Below are 21,521 nucleotides of genomic sequence, written 5' to 3' on the forward strand. Positions count from 1 at the left end.
GGTGGATCAATGTCGGCGGGTCATGGCAACGAGGGTAGTCGCCTGCCCCGCGGCACGGACACCCGCGGCACGGACACCCGCGGCACGGACAGTGGCGGTCGCGGGGGACGGGGCCGGGGTTCAGCGGGGCACGCGGCGGCGGGGCGTACCGAGGGCTCAGCCGGAAAGCGGGCCGAAGCCCGGGGGCGGCTCGCCGCCCGCCGACGGGTGGCCGTGCGCGGCCCGCAGGATCCTGGCGGCGCCGCGGACGGCGGCGGTGTGCGGCGCGGGAACCACCCGCAGCGGTGCCCTCAGCCGGTCGATGAGCCGCCGGGTGAGGTCGGGGCGCAGGGCGCCGCCGCCGGCCAGGAGGGCACCGCGGCTGAGGGCGTCGGCGGTGAGGAACGTACGGTCCTGCCGGAGCATCGAGGTGACCATGGTCGCGACGGCCTCGCCGATCTCCGCCGAGGCGTCCGTGCCCGCGTCGGCGTCGGCCAGATCGACGGTGCCCAGGGCGGTGCGGCGGGCGTCGAAGACGGCACCGTCGGAGAGGAGGACGACCTCGGTGAGGTGCGCGCCGATGTCCACCACGAGCAGCGGGCGGGCGAGGTCGGCCGCCGCGGCCAGGGCGACGGCACGGGCGGAGGGGACGGTCAGCACCGCACTCGGACGCAGCACCCGCACGGCGGCGCGGGCGCGTTCCCGGTAGACGGGGCCGTCCAGCACGGGCGTGGTGACCACCACCAGGGGGCGGGTGAGCCGGGGCAGCCGGTGGCCGAGCAGCCGGTCGAGCATGCGGGCCGTCCCGGGGACGTCGACGATCGCGCCGCGCTGGACCGGGTGGTGGGCCCCGGCGCCGGGGAAGGTGACGGTGGGCACGTCGAGGAGCGCGCCGCGGCCGGAGATCCAGGCGCGGGTACGGGCGCTGCCCAGGTCGAGGGCGAGGCCGCAGCAGCGCCGGCACAGCGGCCAGGGCCGGTGCCGGGCCCCGGGGCCGGTGCGGGGGCGGCGTACGACGGTCATCGCCCGGGCTCCCGTACGTGCCGGCACCGCGCGCAGTAGCGGGCCTGCTCCACGACCATCAGGCGGTCCCGGCCGACGGGCCGCCGGCACAGGTGGCAGATGCCGTAGCGGCCCTCGTCGATCCGCTGGAGCGCCGCCCGGACGTCGGCGAGGACCATGCGGGTGGAGGCGGAGAGTGGGACGGGGGCCCGGCCCGGGGCCGCGGGGCGCCGGGCCGGGTCCCGTTGTTCGCACAGGTTCCGCCGCAGCTCGGCGAGGTCCTCCGGCGACAGGTGCAGGGCGCCGTCGCCGATGGTCTGGTGGTTCACCACTTCACCACTTCACCACTTCGTACCTCCCTGCCTTCGTGCGAGGCGGGAGCGGGAGAGGAAGACGGACCGGATTCACGCGGTGGCACGGCTCTGGCAGCCGACGCAGTACCGGGTGTAGGGCAGGATCTCCAGACGCTCCACGGGGACCGGCTTGGCGCAGCCAAGGCAGGTGCCGTAGGAACCGTCGTCGACACGGGCGAACGCCTCGTCGATCTCCTTGAGGACCTTGCCGATCGCCTCGGCCTGCGTGGCGTGCAGGTGGTCCGCCGCGGTGCCCCCGCTCTCGTCGAGGGCCCGGAGCTGGGCCACCCGGCTGCTGCGGGCGTGTTCGAGGCGTCGGCGCGCGTCGTCGGCGGTCAGCCGTCCGGCGCGGGGGTCGGTCCGGGAGGTATCGGGAGGCACGGGAGGGGTCCTTTCCAAGGGGCACCGGGCACGGCTGCCGCCGCCCGGTCGCCTTCGGCTCTGCTCGTCCTCGACTCTGCTCGTCCTCGCGGCGGAAACCCATCGGGCGCGGTCCCCATTCACTGCGGAGCGCGGTAACCATGTGGCGACGGCGGATGGGTGCCCGAGGCCTCGGATATGGGGGTCAAGACCCATCGACCGCGCGCAGGAAGCAAGGCAGAGTGAGCCGGAATCGATCGTGATCGCAGGCTGTGGCGCCCACCTGGGGGCGGTACGGAACGAGGAGTACTTCCCGGTGTCGCTGTTCTGGCGGATCTTCGGGCTCAACGCCCTGGTGCTGGGCACCGCGACGGCACTGCTGCTGTGGGCGCCGGTGACGGTCTCGGTGCCGGTGCTGCTGACCGAGGCGGTCATCCTGGTGGGCGGTCTCGCCGTCATGCTGGTCGCCAACGCCGCCCTGCTGCGCTGGGGACTGGCCCCGCTGGGCCGGCTGACGAAGCTGATGGCCACGGTGGATCTGCTCCGCCCCGGGCAGCGGCTGCCCGTGCCCGGCGGGGGCCGTGGCCCCGGTGGTGACGGCCCCGGCGGTGGTCGCGGGGGCGAGGTGACCGAGCTGATCCGCACGTTCAACGCCATGCTCGACCGCCTGGAGCACGAACGGGCCACCTCCAGCGCGCGGGTGCTGCTCGCCCAGGAGGCGGAACGCCGCCGTATCGCCCAGGAACTGCACGACGAGGTCGGGCAGAGCATGACCGCGATCCTGCTGGTGCTGGGGCGTGCCGCGGATGACGCCGACGAGCCGCTGCGCGAGGAACTGCGGCAGGCCCAGGAGATCACCCGCGACAGCCTGGACGAGGTCCGCCGTCTGGTACGCCGCCTGCGCCCGGGTGTGCTGGAGGACCTGGGGCTGGTCAGCGCGCTCACCTCGCTCACGGAGGACTTCGCCGTCCACACCGGGCTGTACGTGGCACGCCGCTTCGACACCGACCTGCCCGCCCTGGACCAGGAGACCGAGCTGGTGCTGTACCGGGTCGCGCAGGAGAGCCTGACCAACGCGGCCCGGCACGCCGACGCGCGGCGCGTCGAGGTGGGGCTGCGCCGCGCCGGCCAGGCGGTGGTGCTGGAGATCGCCGACGACGGGCGCGGCATCGAGGCCGCCCGCGAGGGCGCCGGCATCCGCGGCATGCGCGAACGGGCCCTGCTCGCCGGGGCCACCCTGAACCTGACCTCCACTTCCGGTTCCGGCACCCGGATCCGTCTCATCACCCCCGTCCCCAGGAAGTCCTGACCATGTCCGATCCGGCCCAGCCCCCTGAACCCACCCCGGCCCCGGCGCCGTTCGCGGCCCCGGCGACGCCGATCCGCATCCTGCTCGCCGACGACCACGCCCTCGTACGCCGCGGCGTACGCCTGATCCTGGAACGGGAAGCGGACCTACGGGTCGTCGCCGAGGCCGGGGACGGCGCCGAGGCCGTCGAGGCGGCCCGGGGCACGGACGTCGACCTGGCCGTCCTGGACATCGCCATGCCCCGGCTGACGGGCCTTCAGGCCACCCGGGAACTGGCCGCGCTCAAGCCGGGCCTGCGCATCCTGATGCTCACCATGCACGACAACGAGCAGTACCTGTTCCAGGCGCTGAAGGCCGGTGCCTGCGGCTACGTGCTGAAGTCCGTCGCCGACCGCGATCTGGTCGCCGCCTGCCGGGCCGCGATGCGCAACGAGCCGTTCCTCTACCCGGGGGCGGTCACCGCCCTGATCCGCAACTACCTGGACCGGGTCCGGCACGGCGAGGAGAACCCCGACCGGCTCCTCACCCCGCGCGAGGAGGAGATCCTCAAACTGGTCGCCGAAGGCCACTCCTCGAAGGACATCGCCGAGATCCTGTTCATCAGCGTCAAGACGGTGCACCGCCACCGGGCCAACCTGCTGCACAAGCTCGGCCTGCGCGACCGCCTGGAGCTGACCCGGTACGCCATCCGCGCCGGGCTCATCGAGCCCTGACGCCCACTCGGCATCCCGTGTCCGATCACCCCGGAAAGGGACGGCGCGTGCGCCCGACGCCCGGCGCCGTCCCGACCGCCGCGCACCGGCTCGCGGCGACGTTTCCCGCGCTCCACGCACTCCTCGCGCTCCTCGCGCTCCTCGCGCTCCTCGCCGTCCTGCTGACACCGACGCTCCCCGCGTACGCCGGCCCGGGCGCCGGCGCGCTGCCCGGCCCGGCCGCGACGGCCGAACGTACGTCCGTCGGCCCTGGCCGGCCCCCGGACACCGCCGCCACACCCACCACATCCATCACATCCACCACATCCGACCCCGAGCGTGCGGACGACGCCCCCCGCGCCGACGACCCCTGTGCCGTCGGCTGCGTCCCCCAGCTCAGGACCCGGCACCCCCACCCGGCCGAGCGCCCGTCCCCGCCGGACCACCACACCGCCGGCCCGCGCGGCCCCGTCGCCCCGGCCGCCGCCCGCCCGCACATACCGGCACCCTCAGCGTGTCCTCCCCTCTCCCCCGGCCGCCCGGCCCACGACCGCGTCCGTGCCCCTCCCACCGCTTCCGGCACCTGACACCTCACCGCCCCACCCTTCCTTCTTCCGTCGCGGTCGCGCTCGCGGCCGCCGCGGCATGCCTGCCGGAGGCTCGCGTTGAAACGCCGGAACCATTCATCACGCCGAAAAACAAGCACCCGCACCCGCGCACTGCTCGCCCTGGCCGTGATCGCCGTATCCCTGGCCATCGCCCTGACCGCACCGGTCCTCCTGGGTCTCGACCTGCGCGGCGGCACCCAGATCGTGCTGGAGACCCGCCCCACCCCCGCCACCGACGCCGGCCCTGAGGCCACCGACCGCACCCTGGAGGTGCTGCGCGGCCGGATCGACGCGCTCGGCGTCACCGAACCCACCCTCGTCCGCTCCGGCGAGAACCGCATCCTCGTCGAACTGCCCGGCGTACAGGACCCGGAGAAGGCCGCCGACGTACTGGGCCGCACCGCACAGCTCACCGTCCATCCCGTCCTCGGCGAGGCCGACACCTCAGATGCCTCAGGTGCCTCAGGCGCCTCAGATGCCGCAGAAGCCTCAGATGCCTCAGGTGCCTCAGGCGCCTCAGATGCCGCAGAAGCCGCAGAGACCTCGCGCACCCTCCCCGACGAGTCCGGCCGCCCCCTGCGCCTCGCCGACGCCGCTCTGACCGGAGAGGACGTCAAGGGCGCCGCCGCCCGGTTCGACCAGCAGAGCGGTGCCGGCTGGCACGTCACCGTCGACTTCTCCGACACCGGCCGCGACCGCTGGACCCGCCTCACCGCCGAGGCCGCCTGCCACCCGGCGGGCGCCGCCGAACGCCGGGTCGCCATCGTCCTCGACGACGCGGTCATCTCCTCCCCGCAGGTCGACCCGAGCGTGGCCTGCGGGACCGGCATCCCGGGCGGCTCCACCCAGATCACCGGCTCCTTCGACGACGCCGAGGCCCGCGAACTGTCCCTGCTCATCTCCGGCGGCGCCCTCCCCGTACCGGTCGAGACGATCGAGCAGCGCACCGTCGGTGCCACCCTCGGCGACGCGGCCCTCAGCGCCGCGGCGCGGGCCGCCGTCATCGGCACCGCCCTGACCGCGCTGTTCGTGATCGCCGTCTACCGGCTCCTGGGCCTGCTCGCGATCGCGGCCCTGGCCTGCTACGGCCTGATCTCCTACGCCGCGCTGGCCGCGCTCGGCGCGACCCTGACCCTGCCCGGACTCGCCGGGTTCGTCCTCGCCATCGGCATGGCCGTGGACGCCAACGTCCTGGTCTTCGAACGCGCCCGCGAAACCCACGCCGCCGCCGGACGCCCGAGTACCCGCTCGGCGCTCAGGGCCGGGTTCCGCGGGGCGCTCAGCGCCATCGCCGACTCCAACATCACCACGCTGATCGCCGCGGCCCTGCTGTTCCTCTTCGCATCCGGCCCGGTGCGCGGCTTCGGCGTCACCCTGGGCATCGGCGTCCTCGCCTCCATGATCAGCGCCCTGCTGATCACCCGGGTGCTCGCGGAGTACGCGGTGGGCCGCCCCGCCGTGCGCCGCCGCCCCCGTATCACCGGGATCGCGAGCACCGGCTGGGTCCGCGACCGGCTGCTGCGCCGCGACCCGCAACTGATGCGGCATCCGCGCCGCTGGCTGGCCGCCTCCGCCGCCGTTCTGGTGCTCAGCGCCTCGGGCATCCTGGTCCGCGGCCTGGACCTGGGCATCGAGTTCACCGGCGGCCGGCTCGTCGAGTACTCCACCAGCGCCCCCGTCGACCCCGACCGGGCCCGCACCGCACTCGCCGACGCCGGTTTTCCCCGTACGCTCGTCCAGTCCTCCGGCGACCGGCGGCTCACGGTCCGCGCCGAGCAGTTGAGCGCCGCCGAGACGGCCACCCTCACCGAGACCGTCGGGCGGCTCGGCGGCACGGCGGAGAAGGTCCGCGACGAGCGGATCGGCCCCAGCCTGGGCGACGAACTGCGCCGCAACGCCCTGATCGCCCTCTGCCTCGCGCTCGGCGCCCAACTGCTGTATCTCACGGTCCGGTTCCGCCGGCGGTTCGCCGTCGCGGCCGTCGGCGCGCTCGCCCACGACGTGCTGATCCTGGCCGGGGTGTTCGCCTGGCTCGGCAAACCGGTCGACGGGGTCTTCCTGGCCGCCCTGCTCACGGTCGTGGGCTACTCCGTGAACGACTCCGTCGTCCTCTTCGACCGCGTCCGCGAACTCCTCGCCCGCGACCGCACCCCGCTGCCGCTGCTGACGAACCGGGCGATCCTGCAGACCCTGCCCCGCACCGTCAACACCGGCATGGGCGCGGCCCTCGTCATCACCGCCCTCGCCGTCCTCGCCGACGGCGCCCTCACTGACTTCGCCCTCGCCCTGCTCATCGGTCTGGCGGTGGGCACCTGGTCGTCCGTCTTCACCGCGGCCCCGCTCACCCTCGCGACGAGCCCGCGCGGAGGCGGGACGAGCCCGCGCGGAGGCGGCCCGACCGGTGGTTCAGGCCGGTGAGCCCGACGAGAAGCGCCGCAGCAGCGGCGACAGCACCAGGACGGACTTGGTGCGCTCCACGAAGGGCTCACCGGCGATCCGTTCCAGCACCCGTTCGAAGTGCCGCATGTCGGAGGCGAACACCTGCGCGACCGCGTCCGCGTCCCCGGTGACCGTGGACGCGGCGACGACCTCCTGGTAGCGCTCCAGACCTCGCCGGATGGTCTCCGGCGAGGTGTTGCGGCGGCAGTGGATCTCGACGAAGCCCTCGGTCTCCCAGCCGAGGGCGGCGGGATCGACCCGCACGGTGAACCCGGTGATGGCGCCGGTGGCGCGCAGCCGGTCCACGCGCCGCTTCACGGCGGGCGCGGACAGCCCGACCGACTGCCCGATGTCCGCGTAGGAGCGGCGGGCGTCCTCGGCGAGGGCGTGCACGATGCGTTCGTCGAGATCGTTCAGCACTGGACCACGTACCCGACCGCTCAGCTCCAGCTCGCGTGCAGCGGCTTGCCCTCGGCGTAGCCGGCCGCGCTCTGGACGCCGACGACGGCCCGCTCCGCGAACTCCTCCAGGGAGCCGGCACCGGCGTAGGTGCAGGAGGAGCGGACGCCCGCGATGATCGAGTCGATGAGGTCCTCGACTCCGGGGCGGGCGGGGTCGAGGAACATCCGGGAGGTCGAGATGCCCTCCTCGAACAGCCCCTTGCGGGCCCGGTCGTACGCCGACTCCTCCGAGGTGCGGTTGCGCACCGCGCGGGCGGAGGCCATGCCGAAGGACTCCTTGTAGGCCCGGCCGTTCGCGTCGTGCTGGAGGTCGCCCGGGGACTCGTAGGTGCCCGCGAACCAGGACCCGATCATCACGTTGGACGCGCCGGCGGCGAGCGCCATCGCCACGTCACGGGGGTGCCGGACGCCGCCGTCGGCCCACACGTGCTTGCCGTACTTCTTCGCCTCGGCGGCGCACTCCAGGACCGCGGAGAACTGCGGGCGGCCGACGCCGGTCATCATGCGCGTGGTGCACATGGCGCCGGGGCCGACACCGACCTTGATGATGTCCGCGCCGGCCTCGATCAGGTCGCGCACGCCTTCGGCGGAGACGATGTTGCCCGCGACGATCGGCACCTTCGGGTCCAGGTCGCGGACCAGCTTGACGGCGCTGATCATCGACTCCTGGTGGCCGTGGGCGGTGTCGATGACGAGGGTGTCCACGCCGGCGTCGAGGAGCTGCTGGGCCTTGCCCGCCACGTCGCCGTTGATGCCGACGGCGGCGGCGACGCGCAGCTTGCCGTCCGCGTCGAGGGCCGGGGTGTAGAGCGTGGCGCGCAGGGCGCCCTTGCGGGTGAGGATGCCGGCCAGCTTGCCGTCCGCGCCGACGGCCGGGGCGAAGCGCCGGTTGGCGGCGTCGAGGGTGTTGAACGCCTCGCGCGGGTCCATGGCCGCGTCCAGCAGCAGCAGGTCCTTGGACATGACCTCTTCGAGCTGGGTGAAGCGGTCCACCCCGCTCAGGTCGCTGTCGGTGACCACGCCGACGGGCCTGCCGTCCTCGTCGACGACGACCCCGGCGTCGTGCGCCCGCTTGGGCAGCAGGGAGAGCGCGTCGGCGACCGTCTGGTGCGGGGCCAGCACGATCGGGGTGTCCAGGACGTGGTGCCGGCTCTTGACCCAGGTGACGACGTCGGTGACGACCTCGATCGGGATGTCCTGCGGGATGACCACGAGGCCGCCGCGCCGGGCCACCGTCTCGGCCATGCGGCGCCCCGCGATGGCGGTCATGTTGGCGACGACCAGCGGGATGGTGGTGCCCGTGCCGTCCGGGGAGCGGAGGTCCACGCCCTGCCGCGAGCCGACGGCCGAGCGGCTCGGCACCATGAAGACGTCGTCGTACGTCAGGTCGTACGAGGGCTGGATGTCGTTGAGGAAACGCACGTGCTGCACATCCCAGTCGATCAGAGGTGGCCCCCGGACAGGTCAGCCAGGGGGAAAGAGCACGTACTTCATTCTCCCATGCCGAACGCGTGTCCCGCCCCGGGCAGAACGTCCAGGCTGTCCGCAGGACCGTTGGGAGGAACCTCCGAAACCCGGGGGCGGAAGCCACCGGGAGCCGCGGGCCCGCCGGGAGCCGCGAACCCCCAGGAAGCCGCTGGCCCCCAGGAAGCCGCAGGCCCTCAGGGAGCCGCAGGTCCTCCGGGACCCAGGGTGACGAAGAGGCCGGGGCCGCGGTCGGTGGCCTCGGCGAACACCTCCTCGGCGATCTGCCACTCCTCGGGCCGCGCCTCGGCGTACTCCCGCCAGTTCTCCACGACGAGGAGCAGCCCCCGCTCCCCGGCGTCCTCGGGCCAGACGGAGGGGTCGGCCAGGGAGTCGGCGAGGGCGTCCCAGTTGCGGCCGAACCACTCGGGCAGGCCGAGCGACCGGGCGCAGCGGTCCATCAGGCCGGCCTTGTCGGTGACCCCGGCCAGGTCCAGCGTGACCACGATCCGGCCCGCCGGGTCCCGCGTCGCCCCGCTGCCGCCCTCCGTCATGCGCACTCCCTCGATCCCTGATGCTTCGTCACATGCCGTCCGGGTCGGCCCGGTTGAGCGCGGCCTTGGGGGCCGGTCCCGCCGCCATCAGGTAGTCCGCGGCGGAGGTGTCCGTCACCAGGCTGGTGACCAGGCCCGAGCGCAGCACCGCGTCGATGGCCGCCGCCTTGCGCTGCCCGCCGGCGATCGCCACCACCTCGGGGATACGGCGGAGCTGGTCGGCCTTGACCGTGATGCACCGCTCCCCCAGGTCCCGGCCGACCCGGCGCCCCTCGGCGTCGAAGAGGTGCGCGGACATCTCGGCCGCGACGCCGAGCGAGGCGTAGTGGCCGCGCTCCTCGTCGCTGAGCATGTCGTGCACCGTGGAGATGCCGGGCTCCCAGGAGCCGATGGAGACACAGGCGACGGTGACCTTGTCGAAGTACTCGAAGGCCCGCGCGATGCCGGTCTGGTGGCGCAGCGCCTCGGCGGTCGCCGCGTCCGGCAGCAGCATCGGCGCGTAGATCGGGTGGGCGTCGCCGCCGGAGACCTGGGCGGCGCGGCGCACGGCCTCCACCGAGCCGCGCTCGGCGGTCCCGGCGTCGTACACGCCGGTCAGCTGCACCACCGTGCACGGCGGCAGCCGGTCCAGCGCCGCCGCCATGTGGATGGTGGAACGGCCCCAGGCCAGGCCCAGTACGTCGCCCTCGTCGACCAGCTCGCCGAGCAGGTCGGCGGCGACCTCCCCCAGGTTCTCGGGGTCGGGGGTCTCCTCGGCGTCCGCCGGGGACTCCACGACGACCGCGTTGCGCAGGCCGTAGCGGGCGCGGAGCGCGTCGGAGCGCTCGGCGTCCAGCTCGGCCGGCACCCTGATCTCGATGCGTACGAGGTCCCGTTCCAGGGCGGTCTCCAGGACCCGGGCCACCTTGAAGCGGCTGACGCCGAACTCCTCCGCGATCTGGATCTTGGACTTGCCCTCAAGGTAGAAACGGCGGGCCATGGCCGCCGCCTGGACCAGCTCAGCGGGTCCCATCCGCATGGCTGCGCGGCCCGCCGACATACCCGACACGGCGCTCTCCTCACTGCTGTTCACACTCTGGATTCGCCGTTCATCCTCGCAGATGCGGCGCACTCGATCAGCCCTGACGGGAGCCGTTCACGTTCTCGTTCTTCAGTAGTCGTCGTCAGCGGTCACCGGTCGTCGTCCGCCGTCACTCTTGGTCGTTCTCCGGCGTTTCTCAGTGAGCGCACGCCCAGGACGCGGCGGCGGTCGCCGACTCCGCCTGCCCGCGCAGGGCACGCACCGCCTCGGCCGGGTCCGACGCACCGTACACGGCCGAGCCCGCGACGAAGACGTCGGCGCCCGCCTCCGCGCACCGCTCGATGGTCGAGGCGGAGACCCCGCCGTCCACCTGCAGCCACAGCTCCAGGCCGTGCTTGGCGATCAGCTCCCGGGTCCGCCGGATCTTCGGCAGCATGATGTCGAGGAACGCCTGTCCCCCGAACCCCGGCTCCACCGTCATGATCAGCAGCATGTCCAGCTCGGGGAGCAGGTCCTCGTACGGCTCGACGGGCGTCGCCGGCTTGAGCGCCATGGAGGCGCGGGCGCCCTTGGCCCGGATCTCGCGGGCGAGGCGTACCGGGGCGGCGGCGGCCTCGGCGTGGAAGGTGACGGAACCGGCCCCCGCCTCGACGTACTGGGGCGCCCACCGGTCGGGCGCCTCGATCATCAGGTGGCAGTCCAGCGGGGTGTCCGTCGCGCGGGCGAGGGACTCCACGACCGGCACACCGAGCGTGAGGTTGGGGACGAAATGGTTGTCCATGACGTCGACGTGGAGCCAGTCGGCTCCCTGCACCGCCTTCGCCTCGTCCGCGAGGCGGGAGAAGTCGGCGGACAGGATGCTGGGGTTGATCTGCACGGCCATGGTCCAAGCCTGCCATGCCCGGCCCCGCCGGGTCTCTCCGGTACGGACCTGACCCGTCCCGGCGCTCTCCGGGTGTGCGGCGGGCGTCCGGTACACGGCGCACGGGGACACGGACATCGGGCAGCCGGTGCCCGGGCCTGCGCCGTGCGCGCGGCAGCTCACCGGCCGCCCCGAGGCGCCGGCGGCCGGGCCGGCGGGGCCTTCCGGACGACCCTCGGTGGCCGAAGCCGTCACACCGTCAGGCCCTCGGACCGGTCCCGGCAACGGTCGACGTGACCAGCCCCGCCCGTACGACGGTCGCACGACGAAGGCACGCGAACACGCGAACATGTGCACGAGCGAACGCACGACGACCGTACGCCGCACATGACCTGACCGGGCGGGCACCGAGGGCGACCCCGCCGTCGCCCGGGGCTCAGCCGGTCCGGCGAATGAGCGCCAGATACATGGCATCGGTCCCGTGCAGATGCGGCCACAGCTGCACGTCCGGCCCCTCGCCCAGCTCCGGCACGCCGGGCAGCAGCGGCCGGGCGTCGACCAGTTCCGCGCCGGGGACCTGCTTGAGCACGTCGGCGACGACGGCCCGGGTCTCCGCCAGGTGCGGTGAGCAGGTCGCGTACCCGACGATCCCGCCGACCCGCACCGCGTCCAGGGCGTTGCGCAGCAGCCCGCGCTGGAGCGGCGCGAACCCGTCCAGGTCCTCGGGCCGGCGCCGCCAGCGCGCCTCGGGCCGGCGCCGCAGGGCGCCCAGCCCGGTGCACGGGACGTCGACGAGCACCCGGTCGAAGGTGCCGGGCCGCCACCCGGGCCGGGTGCCGTCGGCGGCGATCACCTGGTACGGCCCCGGATTGCCGGCCAGCGCCCTGGCCACCAGCCCGGCGCGGTGCGGCTGCTTCTCCGAGGCCAGCAGGAAGGCCCCCCGCTCGGCGGCGAGCGCGGCGAGCAGCGCGGCCTTGCCGCCGGGCCCGGCGCACCCGTCCAGCCAGCGCCGGTCGGGCCCGTCGAGCGGCGCGTTCGCGACGGCGAGCGCGACGAGCTGGCTGCCCTCGTCCTGCACCCCGGCCCGGCCCTCCCGCACGGCCTCGACGGCCCCGGGCTCCCCGCCCTCGGTCAGCCGCACGGCATACGGCGACCAGCGCCCCGCCACGGCCGCCTCCTCGCCGAGCAGTTCCTCCGTCGTGGCCCGGCCGGGGCGGGCGACCAGCGTCACCTCGGGCCGCTCGTTGTCGGCGGCCAGCAGTTCCTCGATGCCGGCCCGGGAGCCGCCGAGCGAGTCCCACAGCGCGGAGACGACCCACCGCGGATGCGAGTGCACGACGGCGAGGTGGTCCTCGGGATCGTCGTCGTAGGGCGGCGCGACCTTCCCGATCCACCTCTCCAGATCGTCCCGCGCGACCTTCCGCAGCACGGCGTTGACGAACTTGGCCCGCCCGTCCCCGAGCACGACCCGCGCCAGCTCCACGGTGGCGGACACGGCCGCATGACTGGGGATCCGCGTCCCCAGCAACTGGTGCACTCCCAGGCTCAGCACGTCCAGGACCGGCGGATCGACCTCGCGCAGCGGCCGGTCGACGCACTCGGCGATGATCGCGTCGTACGTCCCCTGCCGCCGCAGCGTCCCGTACACCAGCTCGGTGGCGAGCGCCGCGTCCCGCGCGTCGAAGTCGCTGTTCTCCCGCGCTGTGCGCAGCAGCGGCGGCAGCACCAGGTTGGCGTAGGCGTCCCGCTCGTCCACGGCTCGCAGCGCCTCGAAGGCGAGGATGCGGACGGGGTCCTTCTGGGGCCGCCGGTAGGGCTTGCCGGGCTTGCGGGGACGACGAGGCTGATCGCTCACGAAAAGGTGCTCCGGGTGTGGGAAGGGGTGCACCCGTCAGCCTACGTCGGTCCGGTCACTGCCCCCTGCCGAGGTCGGCTCAGCCGCCCAGCCGCTCCCCGTCGGCGATCCGCACCCCGCGCGCCCAGTCCGCCGCCCGCATCGGCTTCTTGCCCTGCGCCTGCACCCACAGCAGCTCGACGGCGTACGAGCCGGTGCCGACGTACACGTTGTTCTTGCCGACGCCGAGCCGGCCCGGGGCGAGATCCGTCCGGTCGGCCACGGGCACCGCCTGCACCAGCTTGAGCCGCTCGCCGCGGAAGGTGGTCCAGGCACCGGGTGCCGGGGTGCAGCCGCGTACCACCCGGTCCACGCGCAGCGCCGGGGCGGTCCAGTCGACCCGGGCGTCCTCGACGGTGATCTTCGGAGCCAGGCTGACCCCCTCCGCGGGCTGCGGTACGGCCTTCAGGGTGCCGTCCTCGATGCCGTCCATGGTCGCGGCGAGCAGGCCGGCGCCCGCGAGGGCGAGCCGGGTCAGCAGGTCGCCGCTGGTGTCGGTGGGCCGGACGGTCTCGGTGAGCGTTCCGTAGACCGGCCCGGAGTCCAGGCCCTCCTCGATGAGGAAGGTGGAGGCGCCGGTGATCTCGTCGCCGGCCATCACGGCATGCTGCACCGGGGCGGCGCCCCGCCAGGCGGGCAGCAGCGAGAAGTGCAGGTTGACCCAGCCGTGGACGGGGACGTCGAGCGCGACCCGGGGCAGCAGGGCACCGTAGGCGACGACGGGGCAGCAGTCGGGCCCGACCTCCCGCAGCCGCTCCAGGAACTCCGGGTCGCGCGGCTTGGCGGGCTTGAGCACCTCGATCCCGGCCTCCTCGGCCCGCTCGGCCACGGGCGAGGCGACCAGCCGGCGCCCGCGCCCGGCCGGCGCGTCGGGCCGCGTGACGACGGCGGCCACCTGGTGCCGCTCGGAGGCGATCAGGGCGTCCAGGGCGGGGACGGCGACCTCGGGGGTACCGGCGAAGACCAGCTTCATGAGTGGGACGGGCCTCTCGGGCGGGAACGGTCGGCAAGCAGCGCACCAGTCTACGAGGCGGACCACCGCGGGCCGCCGACGGCGCCCAGCCCCCGCCAGCGACGCTCACCTCTTGTCCGTTGTCCGACCGGAAACGGTGGTGTGCGGGAGAGAGAAAGCCCCCGAAGGCCGCAGGCCGAGGGGGCGCGCACACCAACCCCCCACGCCCCACCCCGTGACCCACGGAGCGATCCCGCGTTGGTCAAGAAAGAGTTGACCACACGGGTCGCCCGCGCGGCCCGCTCCCTTTCAACGCCGGTTCGAGAGGCTTGTTCATGGCCGACCACGCAACTCACGACGCCCAGGCTCGGGCCAGCCTGCACCTGCTGGTGCGGGACATCGAGCGGGTCCGCCGGCAGGTGGACGCGCTGCGCACGCTCACCGCCCAGCTGGGCAACGTCTACCGCCCGCGCCGCTCCGGCCCCTCCACGGGCTTCGTCGTCTACGGGCGCGCCCCCGCGCCGACGGTCCGTCTCGCCCAGGAGCTGCGGGACAGCGTCGAGACCCTGGTCACGGCCGCCGTGGACTTCGACCGCTCGCTCGGCTTCTCGTGGGACGCGGTGGGCTCCGCTCTCGGGGTCACCAAGCAGGCGGTGCACCGCCGGTACGGCGCCCGCCGCCCCACCGCCCAGCCCGCCCCGGCGCAACCCGAGCACACCCCGGAGGCCCCGGGCGCCCGCACGGTCAACGTGGGCGCGGGCATCTCCCCCGTCCCCACGGTCCCCGCCGCCCGCGCCATGCCGACCCAGCCGACGGCGGGCAGCCCCGTGCTGCGCGAGGACCCCAGGCCCACCGCGTTCCCCGGCCCGCGCAACGGCTGACCGGCGCGCCTCCCCCGCTCTCTGCCCTCCCGTCTCCTTCCGGGAGGGCAGCGGTGTGTCTCCACCCGGCGCTCCACGCCCCCTCACCCGATGTCGGGCGGATCGACCCGCACCCATACCCGCGCCGCGCCGCTGCCACCCCCGCGCGCCAGCCGCGCGGCCTGCGCGGCCTTCAACGCCGAGGTCAGCGCCGCCCCGCGCCCCGGCGGCACGCGCACCAGGGCCCGTTCCCACTGCTCCCCGGGCGGCGGCGCCCCCGGCCGCCGCGCCCGGCCCACGGCGGTGACCGGCAGCGGAACGGGGCCCAGCACCTCCGCCTCGCCCGGCAGTTCCACCGCACCGAGAAACTCCGCCACCGCCTCCGCCGGCCCGGAGACGGCGGCCATCCGCGACACCGGAGGAAAGCCCAGCTCGGCCCGCTCCGCCAGCTCCCGCACGGCGTGGCCGACGGGGTCCCACCGCACCAGCGCCTGCACCGGCCTGAGTGTCGGCTCGGCGACGACGACCACGGTGCCGCCCGCCGACTGCGGCCGGACCAGCGCGGCGGCCGCGATCCAGCGCCGCAGCGCGTCCTCACCGGCCCGCAGGTCGGGACGGCCGAGCATGGCCCAGCCGTCGAGCAGCAGCGCCGCCGCGTACCCGCCCTCGGCGACGGGTTCGGCCCCCGGCGTGCTGACGACGAGCGCGGGCGCCCCGGGCACGGTGTCCAGCACATGCTCCCGCCCGGAGGTGCGCACCGGTACGGCGGGAAAGGCCCGCCCCAGCTCCTCGGCGGTGCGCCGCGCCCCCACCACCTGGGCGCGCAGCCGGAACGACCCGCACTCCGGGCAGTGCCACCCGGCCTCCTCCCGTCCGCACCACCCGCAGCGCGACGCCGCCCCGGCCTCCTGCCCCTCCAGCGGCCCGGAACAGTGCCGGCACCGCGCCGGCGCCCGGCAGACGGCACACGCCATCCGCGGTACGTAACCGCGCCGGGGCACCTGCACCAGTACCGGCCCGTGCCGCAACCCGTCCCGGACGGCCTGCCAGGCGAGGGTCGGCAGCCGGGCGGCCCGGGCGGCCTCGTCCCGGGCCAGGTCCTGGTCGCCGACGGTCCGCACCAGCGGAGCGGCGGCCCGCAGCTGTTCCCGGCCGGCGACCAGCGGCCTCGCCCAGCCGCTCTCCACGAGCTGGGCGGCCTCCACGGTGCAGCTCCAGCCGCCCAGCAGGAAGGCGCACCCGTCCTGGGCCGCCCGCAGCAGCAGCACCTCCCGCGCGTGCGGCTGCGGGGCGTGCTGCTCGCTGTGACTGTCGTCGCCGTCGTCCCACAGGGCGACCAGCCCCAGCTCCCGCACCGGGGCGAACATGGCCGCGCGGGTCCCGATCACGGCCCGTACGGAACCCCGCCGCACCGCCAGCCACTGCCCGTACCGCTTCTCGGGCCCGGCGTCGGCGGTGAGGACCGCGTGCCGGCCCTCCCCCAGGACGCCGGTCAGCGCGGCGTCGAGTCGGGCGACCGCCCGCCCGTCCGGCAGCACGACGAGCGCCCCCCGCCCGGAGGCCAGGGCCGCCGCCACCGCCCGCGCCAGCTCCTCGGCCCACCCGGGACCCGGCAGCGCGTTCCACACGGCGCGCGGTGTGCCGCCCGAGGCCAGTGCGGCCAGGAAGGCCGGCCCGTGCGCGTACCGCTCCCAGGAACCCGGCGCCGGCGCGGGCGGCGGGGGCAGCGGGTCGGGCGAGGCCCGCCGCTCGGCCCGCGCGTTGCGCGGCGGCACGGCGAGCTGGAGCACATCGGCGAGGCTGCCCGCGTACCGGTCGGCGACGGCGCGCGCGAGCCCGAGCAGTTCCTCCCCGAGCACCGGCTCGGGCGAGACCACCTGGGCCAGCGCGGCCAGCGGCCCGGAGTAGTCGGACTCGGCCCGCCGCTCGACGAGGAAGCCGTCGATGAGCCCGCCGCCCTCGCGCCGCCCGTCCCTGACCCGCCCCCGCCCGGCCCCGAACCGTACCCGCACCCGCACGCCCGGCTGCGCGTCGGCGTCCAGCTCCTCGGGCACGGCGTAGTCGAAGTAGCGGTCGAGGTGGAGCACACCCTTGTCGACCAGCACCCGCGCGACCGGCAGCTTCGGGGCGAGCGCCGCCCCGCGCCAGGTCCGCGGCTTGGCCCGGGGCACGGCGGCCTTGCGCACGCTCTCCCGGATGAGCGCGAGCTGCTCGGGCGGCGCACCCTGCGCGCCGCCGCCCGTCTGCTCGTTCTCGCTGCTCACACCTGCATTCTTACCAAAGCCCACTGACAGCCGACGGCGACCGGTCACCAGTCCCGGTCACCAGTCCTGGACGGTCCGGGACACACCGAGGCCCGGCGTCCCGAAGGGACCGCCGGGCCTCGTGCGCGACGTGATGAGACCGCCGTGGGCCTACAGGCCCGTGGCCTCGCGCAGCGCCTCGACGCGGTCCGTGCGCTCCCACGTGAAGTCGTCCAGCTCGCGGCCGAAGTGACCGTACGCCGCGGTCTGCGAGTAGATCGGGCGGAGCAGGTCGAGGTCGCGGATGATGGCGGCCGGGCGGAGGTCGAAGACCTCGTCGATCGCCTTCTCGATCTTCTCGTGGTCGACCTTGGCGGTGCCGAAGGTCTCCACGAACAGGCCGACCGGCTCGGCCTTGCCGATGGCGTAGGCGACCTGGACCTCGCAGCGGGAGGCGAGGCCCGCGGCGACGACGTTCTTGGCGACCCAGCGCATCGCGTACGCGGCGGAGCGGTCGACCTTGGACGGGTCCTTGCCGGAGAAGGCGCCGCCGCCGTGGCGGGCCATGCCGCCGTAGGTGTCGATGATGATCTTGCGGCCGGTCAGGCCGGCGTCGCCCATCGGGCCGCCGATCTCGAAGCGGCCGGTGGGGTTCACCAGCAGGCGGTAGTTCTCGGTGTCGAGCTTGATGCCGTCGTCGAGCAGGGCCTTCAGCTCCGGCTCCACGACGAACTCGCGGATGTCGGGGGCGAGCAGCGACTCCAGGTCGATGTCGGAGGCGTGCTGGGAGGAGACCACGACCGTGTCGAGGCGGACGGCCTTGTCGCCGTCGTACTCGATGGTGACCTGCGTCTTGCCGTCGGGGCGCAGGTAGGGGATCGTGCCGTTCTTGCGGACGTCGGAGAGGCGCTTGGACAGCCGGTGGGCCAGGAAGATCGGCAGCGGCATCAGCGTCGGCGTCTCGTCGGAGGCGTAGCCGAACATCAGGCCCTGGTCGCCGGCGCCCTGCCGGTCCAGCTCGTCCTCGTCGCCCTCGACGCGGTTCTCATAAGCGGTGTCGACACCCTGCGCGATGTCGGGCGACTGGGCCCCGATCGACACCGAGACGCCGCAGGAGGCCCCGTCGAAGCCCTTCTTGGAGGAGTCGTAGCCGATCTCCAGAATCTTGCCGCGCACCAGGGTGGCGATGTCGGCGTAGGCCTTGGTGGTGACCTCGCCGGCCACGTGCACCAGGCCGGTGGTGATCAGGGTTTCGACGGCGACCCGGGAGGTCGGGTCCTCGCGCAGGAGCGCGTCGAGAATGGTGTCGCTGATCTGGTCAGCGATCTTGTCGGGGTGGCCCTCGGTCACGGACTCCGAGGTGAACAGGCGACGGGACACAACGCTCCCTGGGGTTGCAGCGGCTGCTGGCTGATCATGGTCGGACGGCACGGGGAGCTGCACCCGGCGACGTCCGTGAACAGTTTATCGGTCGCACTCGGTCGCGGGCCCACCCGTCTCGACTCTCAAGAAGGCTGTGACCTGCGGCACCCGCATTGTGCCCAATGAGCTGCACCCTTGGCCAGGGCCGCCACGGACGAATGTACGAGGTGCGAGTGGGCCGGGAGGCGGACGGGACGGTCATGCGAGCCGCCCGGCCACCAGGTCCCACACGGTGTCGGCCAGGGCTTCCTTCGGCCCGTGCGGTACGGGGGTCTCGGTGCCGTCGGAGCCGAGCACCACGGCCTCGTTCTCCTCGGCGCCGAACGTCTTGCGCTCCCCCACCTCGTTCACCACCAGCAGGTCGCACCCCTTGCGCTGCAGCTTGGCGCGCCCGTTGGCCAGGACGTCGTCCGTCTCGGCCGCGAAGCCGACGATCACCTGTCCGGGGCGGGTCCGGCCGGCGGAGATCTCCGCGAGGATGTCCGGATTGCGCACCAGGGTGAGGGGTTCGGGTTCCTGACCGTCCCGCTTCTTGATCTTCCCGGTCGCGTAGGCCGCCGGGCGGAAGTCCGCGACCGCCGCCGCCATCACCACCGCGTCGGCGTCCGGCAGGGCGGCCAGCACCGCCTCGCGCAGTTCCACGGCCGTCCCGACGGGGACCACGTCCACGCCGGCCGGGTCGGGCAGCGCGGCGTTGGCCGAGATCAGCGTCACCCGGGCGCCCCGGGCGGCGGCGGTGCGCGCGAGGGCGTAGCCCTGCTTCCCGGAGGAGCGGTTGCCGAGGAAGCGGACCGGGTCGAGGGGCTCTCGGGTGCCGCCGGCGCTGACGACGACGTGCCGGCCGGTGAGGTCCGGCGTGCTCACGCCCCGGGCGAGTACGCGGCGGCACGCCTCGAAGATCTCGGCCGGGTCGGGGAACCGGCCCTTGCCGGTGTCGACGCCGGTGAGGCGGCCGACGGCGGGGTCGATGACGACGGCGCCGCGGCGGCGCAGCGTCGCCACGTTCTCCTGGGTGGCCGGGTGCTCCCACATCTCGGTGTGCATGGCGGGGGCGAAGACGACCGGGCAGCGGGCGGTGAGCAGCGTGTTGGTGAGGAGGTCGTCGGCGAGGCCGTGGGCGGCCTTGGCGAGCAGGTCCGCGGTGGCCGGGGCGACCACGACGAGGTCGGCGTGCTGGCCGATGCGGACGTGCGGCACCTCGTGGACGTCGTCCCACACCTCGGTGGAGACCGGGTGGCCGGACAGGGCGGACCAGGTGGCGGCGCCGACGAAGTGCAGCGCGGAGGCGGTGGGGACGACCCGGACGTCGTGTCCCGACTCCGTGAACCTGCGCAGCAGCTCACAGGCCTTGTACGCGGCGATGCCGCCGCTGACCCCGAGCACGACCTTGGGCTTGTCCACCATCTCTCCCGACCGACCTCGAAGAACGTATGTCCCCTACGTGTGTCCCCATCACACACCACAGGCCCGGCGGTCGCGCCGCCGGGCCTGTGGTGGAGGAGAAACGGTTACTGCGCCGGGCCCTCGACGGCCTCGGACGTCAGCAGCCCCGCGTTGATCTCGCGCAGCGCGATCGAGAGCGGCTTCTCGTGCACGTGCGTGTCGACGAGGGGACCGACGTACTCCAGGAGGCCCTCGCCGAGCTGCGAGTAGTACGCGTTGATCTGGCGGGCCCGCTTGGCCGCGTAGATCACGAGGCTGTACTTCGAGTCCGTGGCCTCGAGGAGCTCGTCGATCGGCGGGTTGATGATGCCCTCGGGCGCGGAGATGGAAGAGGACACGCTCTACCTTCCGATGGATGGGAAAGATGAAGCCGGGATGATCGCAGGCTGACCAGTGACCATCACACGACGTTCGTCAAGGCTAGCAGCTCGCGTGCCACGTCCTCGACGGAGGTGTTGACCAGGGTGCTGTCGAACTCCGGCTCGGCCGCCAGCTCGATCCTGGCCGCCGCGAGACGGCGTTCGATCACCTCGGGCGGCTCGGTGCCCCGGCCGGTGAGCCGGCGCACCAGCTCCTCCCAGGAGGGCGGGGCGAGGAACACCAGCTGGGCCTCCGGCATGGACTCGCGCACCTGCCGGGCGCCCTGGAGGTCGATCTCCAGCAGGACCGGTTCCCCGGCCTCCAGCCGCTCCAGCACGGCCGCGCGCGGCGTGCCGTAGCGGTTGCCCGCGAACTCGGCCCACTCCAGCAGCTCGCCGTTGGCGATCAGCTTGTCCATCTCCTCGTCGGTGACGAAGAAGTAGTGGACGCCGTGCTGCTCGCCGGGGCGCGGCCGGCGGGTCGTCGCCGACACCGAGAGCCAGACCTCGGGGTGTTCCTTGCGCAGATGAGCGACGACCGTGCTCTTGCCGACCCCCGAGGGGCCGGAGAGCACGGTCAGCCGCGGACGTGATTCCGGGGGTACGGGGGTCGTCCCCCGGGGTGTTGCAGCCATGCGGCGATTATTCCAGCAATACCGGGGTGGTCCGGACTCAGTTGCCGGTGCTGCCGAACTCGCGCTCCAGGGAGGCGATCTGGTTGGAGCCGAGGCCACGCACGCGACGGCTCTCGGAGATGCCCAGTCGCTCCATGATCTGCTTGGCGCGGACCTTGCCCACGCCCGGCAGGGACTCGAGGAGGGCGGAGACCTTCATCTTGCCGATGACGTCGTTCTCCTGGCCCTGCTTGATGACCTCGTGCAGGGAGGCGCCGGAGTGCTTGAGTCGATTCTTGACCTCGGCCCGCTCCCGGCGAGCCGCGGCGGCCTTTTCGAGCGCGGCTGCGCGCTGTTCAGGGGTAAGGGGCGGAAGAGCCACGCCTACGTCACCTCGGATGTCGAACTGTCGGATACGGACCGGTGAGGAACCTAGTCGCCCCACACCAGGGGAGCTACGAGCAACACGCTTGCCCGTTGACTCTTCCCGGAGACTAGCGGTCAAGGCCGCAAGAGTCAGCGAGAACAGCGGAAAAGTCCTGGTCAGCCTCTGCGAGGACGGACATTTACCACATACTGCCTCGGATTTGAGGATGTATCCAGGCTCAAGCGGTCCCGGACCCCGTCCGA

General features: G+C 73.9%; 21 protein-coding genes. 5 read left to right on the forward strand and 16 right to left on the reverse strand.

What is annotated here, in order from left to right:
* Positions 1-156 precede the first annotated feature (156 nt).
* The 3 genes from ACIQR3_RS20285 to ACIQR3_RS20295 form a co-directional block, all read right to left on the reverse strand.
* Positions 157-1,002 carry a rod shape-determining protein gene (locus ACIQR3_RS20285; RefSeq protein ID WP_403540716.1) on the reverse strand — a complete coding sequence of 282 codons (846 nt, stop codon included), beginning with the start codon at positions 1,000-1,002 and terminating at the stop codon, positions 157-159.
* The gene (locus tag ACIQR3_RS20290) at positions 999-1,313 is read right to left on the reverse strand and encodes a TraR/DksA family transcriptional regulator (RefSeq protein ID WP_403540718.1); all 315 of its coding nucleotides are present in this window, start codon (positions 1,311-1,313) and stop codon (positions 999-1,001) included. The genes ACIQR3_RS20285 and ACIQR3_RS20290 overlap by 4 nt, the downstream gene beginning before the upstream one ends.
* Positions 1,314-1,385: 72 nt before the next feature.
* Positions 1,386-1,715 carry a TraR/DksA family transcriptional regulator gene (locus ACIQR3_RS20295; protein WP_403540720.1) on the reverse strand — a complete coding sequence of 110 codons (330 nt, stop codon included), beginning with the start codon at positions 1,713-1,715 and terminating at the stop codon, positions 1,386-1,388.
* Between the two features lie 295 nt (positions 1,716-2,010).
* Here ACIQR3_RS20295 and ACIQR3_RS20300 point away from each other — a divergent pair, with 295 nt between their 5' ends.
* The 4 genes from ACIQR3_RS20300 (at position 2,011) to secD (ending at position 6,721) form a co-directional block, all read left to right on the forward strand.
* Entirely contained in the window at positions 2,011-3,003 is a 993-nt protein-coding gene (locus tag ACIQR3_RS20300; protein WP_403541046.1) for a sensor histidine kinase, read from the forward strand.
* A gap of 2 nt (positions 3,004-3,005) precedes the next feature.
* Complete coding sequence (locus ACIQR3_RS20305; RefSeq protein ID WP_403540723.1) at positions 3,006-3,716, forward strand: response regulator; 711 nt, start codon at positions 3,006-3,008, stop codon at positions 3,714-3,716.
* Positions 3,717-3,763: 47 nt separating this feature from the next.
* Complete coding sequence (locus ACIQR3_RS20310; RefSeq protein ID WP_403540724.1) at positions 3,764-4,282, forward strand: hypothetical protein; 519 nt, start codon at positions 3,764-3,766, stop codon at positions 4,280-4,282.
* A 78-nt stretch (positions 4,283-4,360) separates the two neighbouring features.
* Positions 4,361-6,721, forward strand: coding sequence for a protein translocase subunit SecD (secD, locus tag ACIQR3_RS20315; protein ID WP_403540727.1), 2,361 nt, complete (start codon positions 4,361-4,363; stop codon positions 6,719-6,721).
* On the opposite strand, the gene ACIQR3_RS20320 is transcribed toward secD, so the two are convergent.
* The 7 genes from ACIQR3_RS20320 to fmt all read right to left on the reverse strand — a co-directional run bounded on the left by ACIQR3_RS20320 (position 6,710) and on the right by fmt (position 13,971).
* Positions 6,710-7,162 (reverse strand): Lrp/AsnC family transcriptional regulator, encoded by a 453-nt coding sequence (locus ACIQR3_RS20320; RefSeq protein WP_215167956.1) that lies wholly within the window; start codon positions 7,160-7,162, stop codon positions 6,710-6,712. The genes secD and ACIQR3_RS20320 overlap by 12 nt on opposite strands.
* A 20-nt stretch (positions 7,163-7,182) precedes the next feature.
* Complete coding sequence (locus ACIQR3_RS20325; RefSeq protein WP_403541048.1) at positions 7,183-8,625, reverse strand: GuaB1 family IMP dehydrogenase-related protein; 1,443 nt, start codon at positions 8,623-8,625, stop codon at positions 7,183-7,185.
* 239 nt (positions 8,626-8,864) lie between these two features.
* A complete protein-coding gene (locus ACIQR3_RS20330) occupies positions 8,865-9,221 on the reverse strand; it encodes a barstar family protein (RefSeq protein WP_403540729.1) in 357 nt (118 codons plus the stop codon).
* Between the two features lie 28 nt (positions 9,222-9,249).
* A complete protein-coding gene (locus ACIQR3_RS20335; RefSeq protein ID WP_215167954.1) occupies positions 9,250-10,293 on the reverse strand; it encodes a sugar-binding transcriptional regulator in 1,044 nt (347 codons plus the stop codon).
* 145 nt (positions 10,294-10,438) lie between these two features.
* The gene (rpe, locus tag ACIQR3_RS20340) at positions 10,439-11,125 is read right to left on the reverse strand and encodes a ribulose-phosphate 3-epimerase (protein WP_403540731.1); all 687 of its coding nucleotides are present in this window, start codon (positions 11,123-11,125) and stop codon (positions 10,439-10,441) included.
* A gap of 415 nt (positions 11,126-11,540) precedes the next feature.
* The gene (locus ACIQR3_RS20345) at positions 11,541-12,959 is read right to left on the reverse strand and encodes an RsmB/NOP family class I SAM-dependent RNA methyltransferase (RefSeq protein ID WP_403540733.1); all 1,419 of its coding nucleotides are present in this window, start codon (positions 12,957-12,959) and stop codon (positions 11,541-11,543) included.
* A gap of 79 nt (positions 12,960-13,038) precedes the next feature.
* Positions 13,039-13,971, reverse strand: a complete 933-nt coding sequence (fmt, locus tag ACIQR3_RS20350) for a methionyl-tRNA formyltransferase (protein ID WP_403540736.1) — start codon at positions 13,969-13,971, stop codon at positions 13,039-13,041.
* 314 nt (positions 13,972-14,285) lie between these two features.
* Here fmt and ACIQR3_RS20355 point away from each other — a divergent pair, with 314 nt between their 5' ends.
* Entirely contained in the window at positions 14,286-14,831 is a 546-nt protein-coding gene (locus ACIQR3_RS20355) for a hypothetical protein (RefSeq protein WP_403540738.1), read from the forward strand.
* Positions 14,832-14,914: 83 nt separating this feature from the next.
* Here ACIQR3_RS20355 and ACIQR3_RS20360 read toward each other — a convergent pair whose 3' ends face one another.
* The 6 genes from ACIQR3_RS20360 to ACIQR3_RS20385 all read right to left on the reverse strand — a co-directional run bounded on the left by ACIQR3_RS20360 (position 14,915) and on the right by ACIQR3_RS20385 (position 21,273).
* Positions 14,915-17,074, reverse strand: a complete 2,160-nt coding sequence (locus ACIQR3_RS20360) for a primosomal protein N' (RefSeq protein ID WP_403540741.1) — start codon at positions 17,072-17,074, stop codon at positions 14,915-14,917.
* A 150-nt stretch (positions 17,075-17,224) separates the two neighbouring features.
* Positions 17,225-18,433 (reverse strand): methionine adenosyltransferase, encoded by a 1,209-nt coding sequence (metK, locus tag ACIQR3_RS20365; protein WP_403540742.1) that lies wholly within the window; start codon positions 18,431-18,433, stop codon positions 17,225-17,227.
* A 240-nt stretch (positions 18,434-18,673) separates the two neighbouring features.
* A complete protein-coding gene (gene coaBC / locus ACIQR3_RS20370; protein WP_403541050.1) occupies positions 18,674-19,876 on the reverse strand; it encodes a bifunctional phosphopantothenoylcysteine decarboxylase/phosphopantothenate--cysteine ligase CoaBC in 1,203 nt (400 codons plus the stop codon).
* Positions 19,877-19,983: 107 nt separating this feature from the next.
* Complete coding sequence (rpoZ, locus tag ACIQR3_RS20375; protein WP_003988945.1) at positions 19,984-20,256, reverse strand: DNA-directed RNA polymerase subunit omega; 273 nt, start codon at positions 20,254-20,256, stop codon at positions 19,984-19,986.
* A gap of 62 nt (positions 20,257-20,318) precedes the next feature.
* Positions 20,319-20,912, reverse strand: a complete 594-nt coding sequence (gene gmk / locus ACIQR3_RS20380) for a guanylate kinase (protein ID WP_403540745.1) — start codon at positions 20,910-20,912, stop codon at positions 20,319-20,321.
* A 37-nt stretch (positions 20,913-20,949) separates the two neighbouring features.
* On the reverse strand, positions 20,950-21,273 hold the full coding sequence (locus ACIQR3_RS20385) for an integration host factor (RefSeq protein WP_190206445.1): 324 nt from the start codon (positions 21,271-21,273) through the stop codon (positions 20,950-20,952).
* Positions 21,274-21,521: the final 248 nt, after the last annotated feature.

Origin of the sequence: Streptomyces sp. NPDC090994 (genome assembly GCF_044768905.1) — a bacterium.
GTDB lineage: Bacteria > Actinomycetota > Actinomycetes > Streptomycetales > Streptomycetaceae > Streptomyces.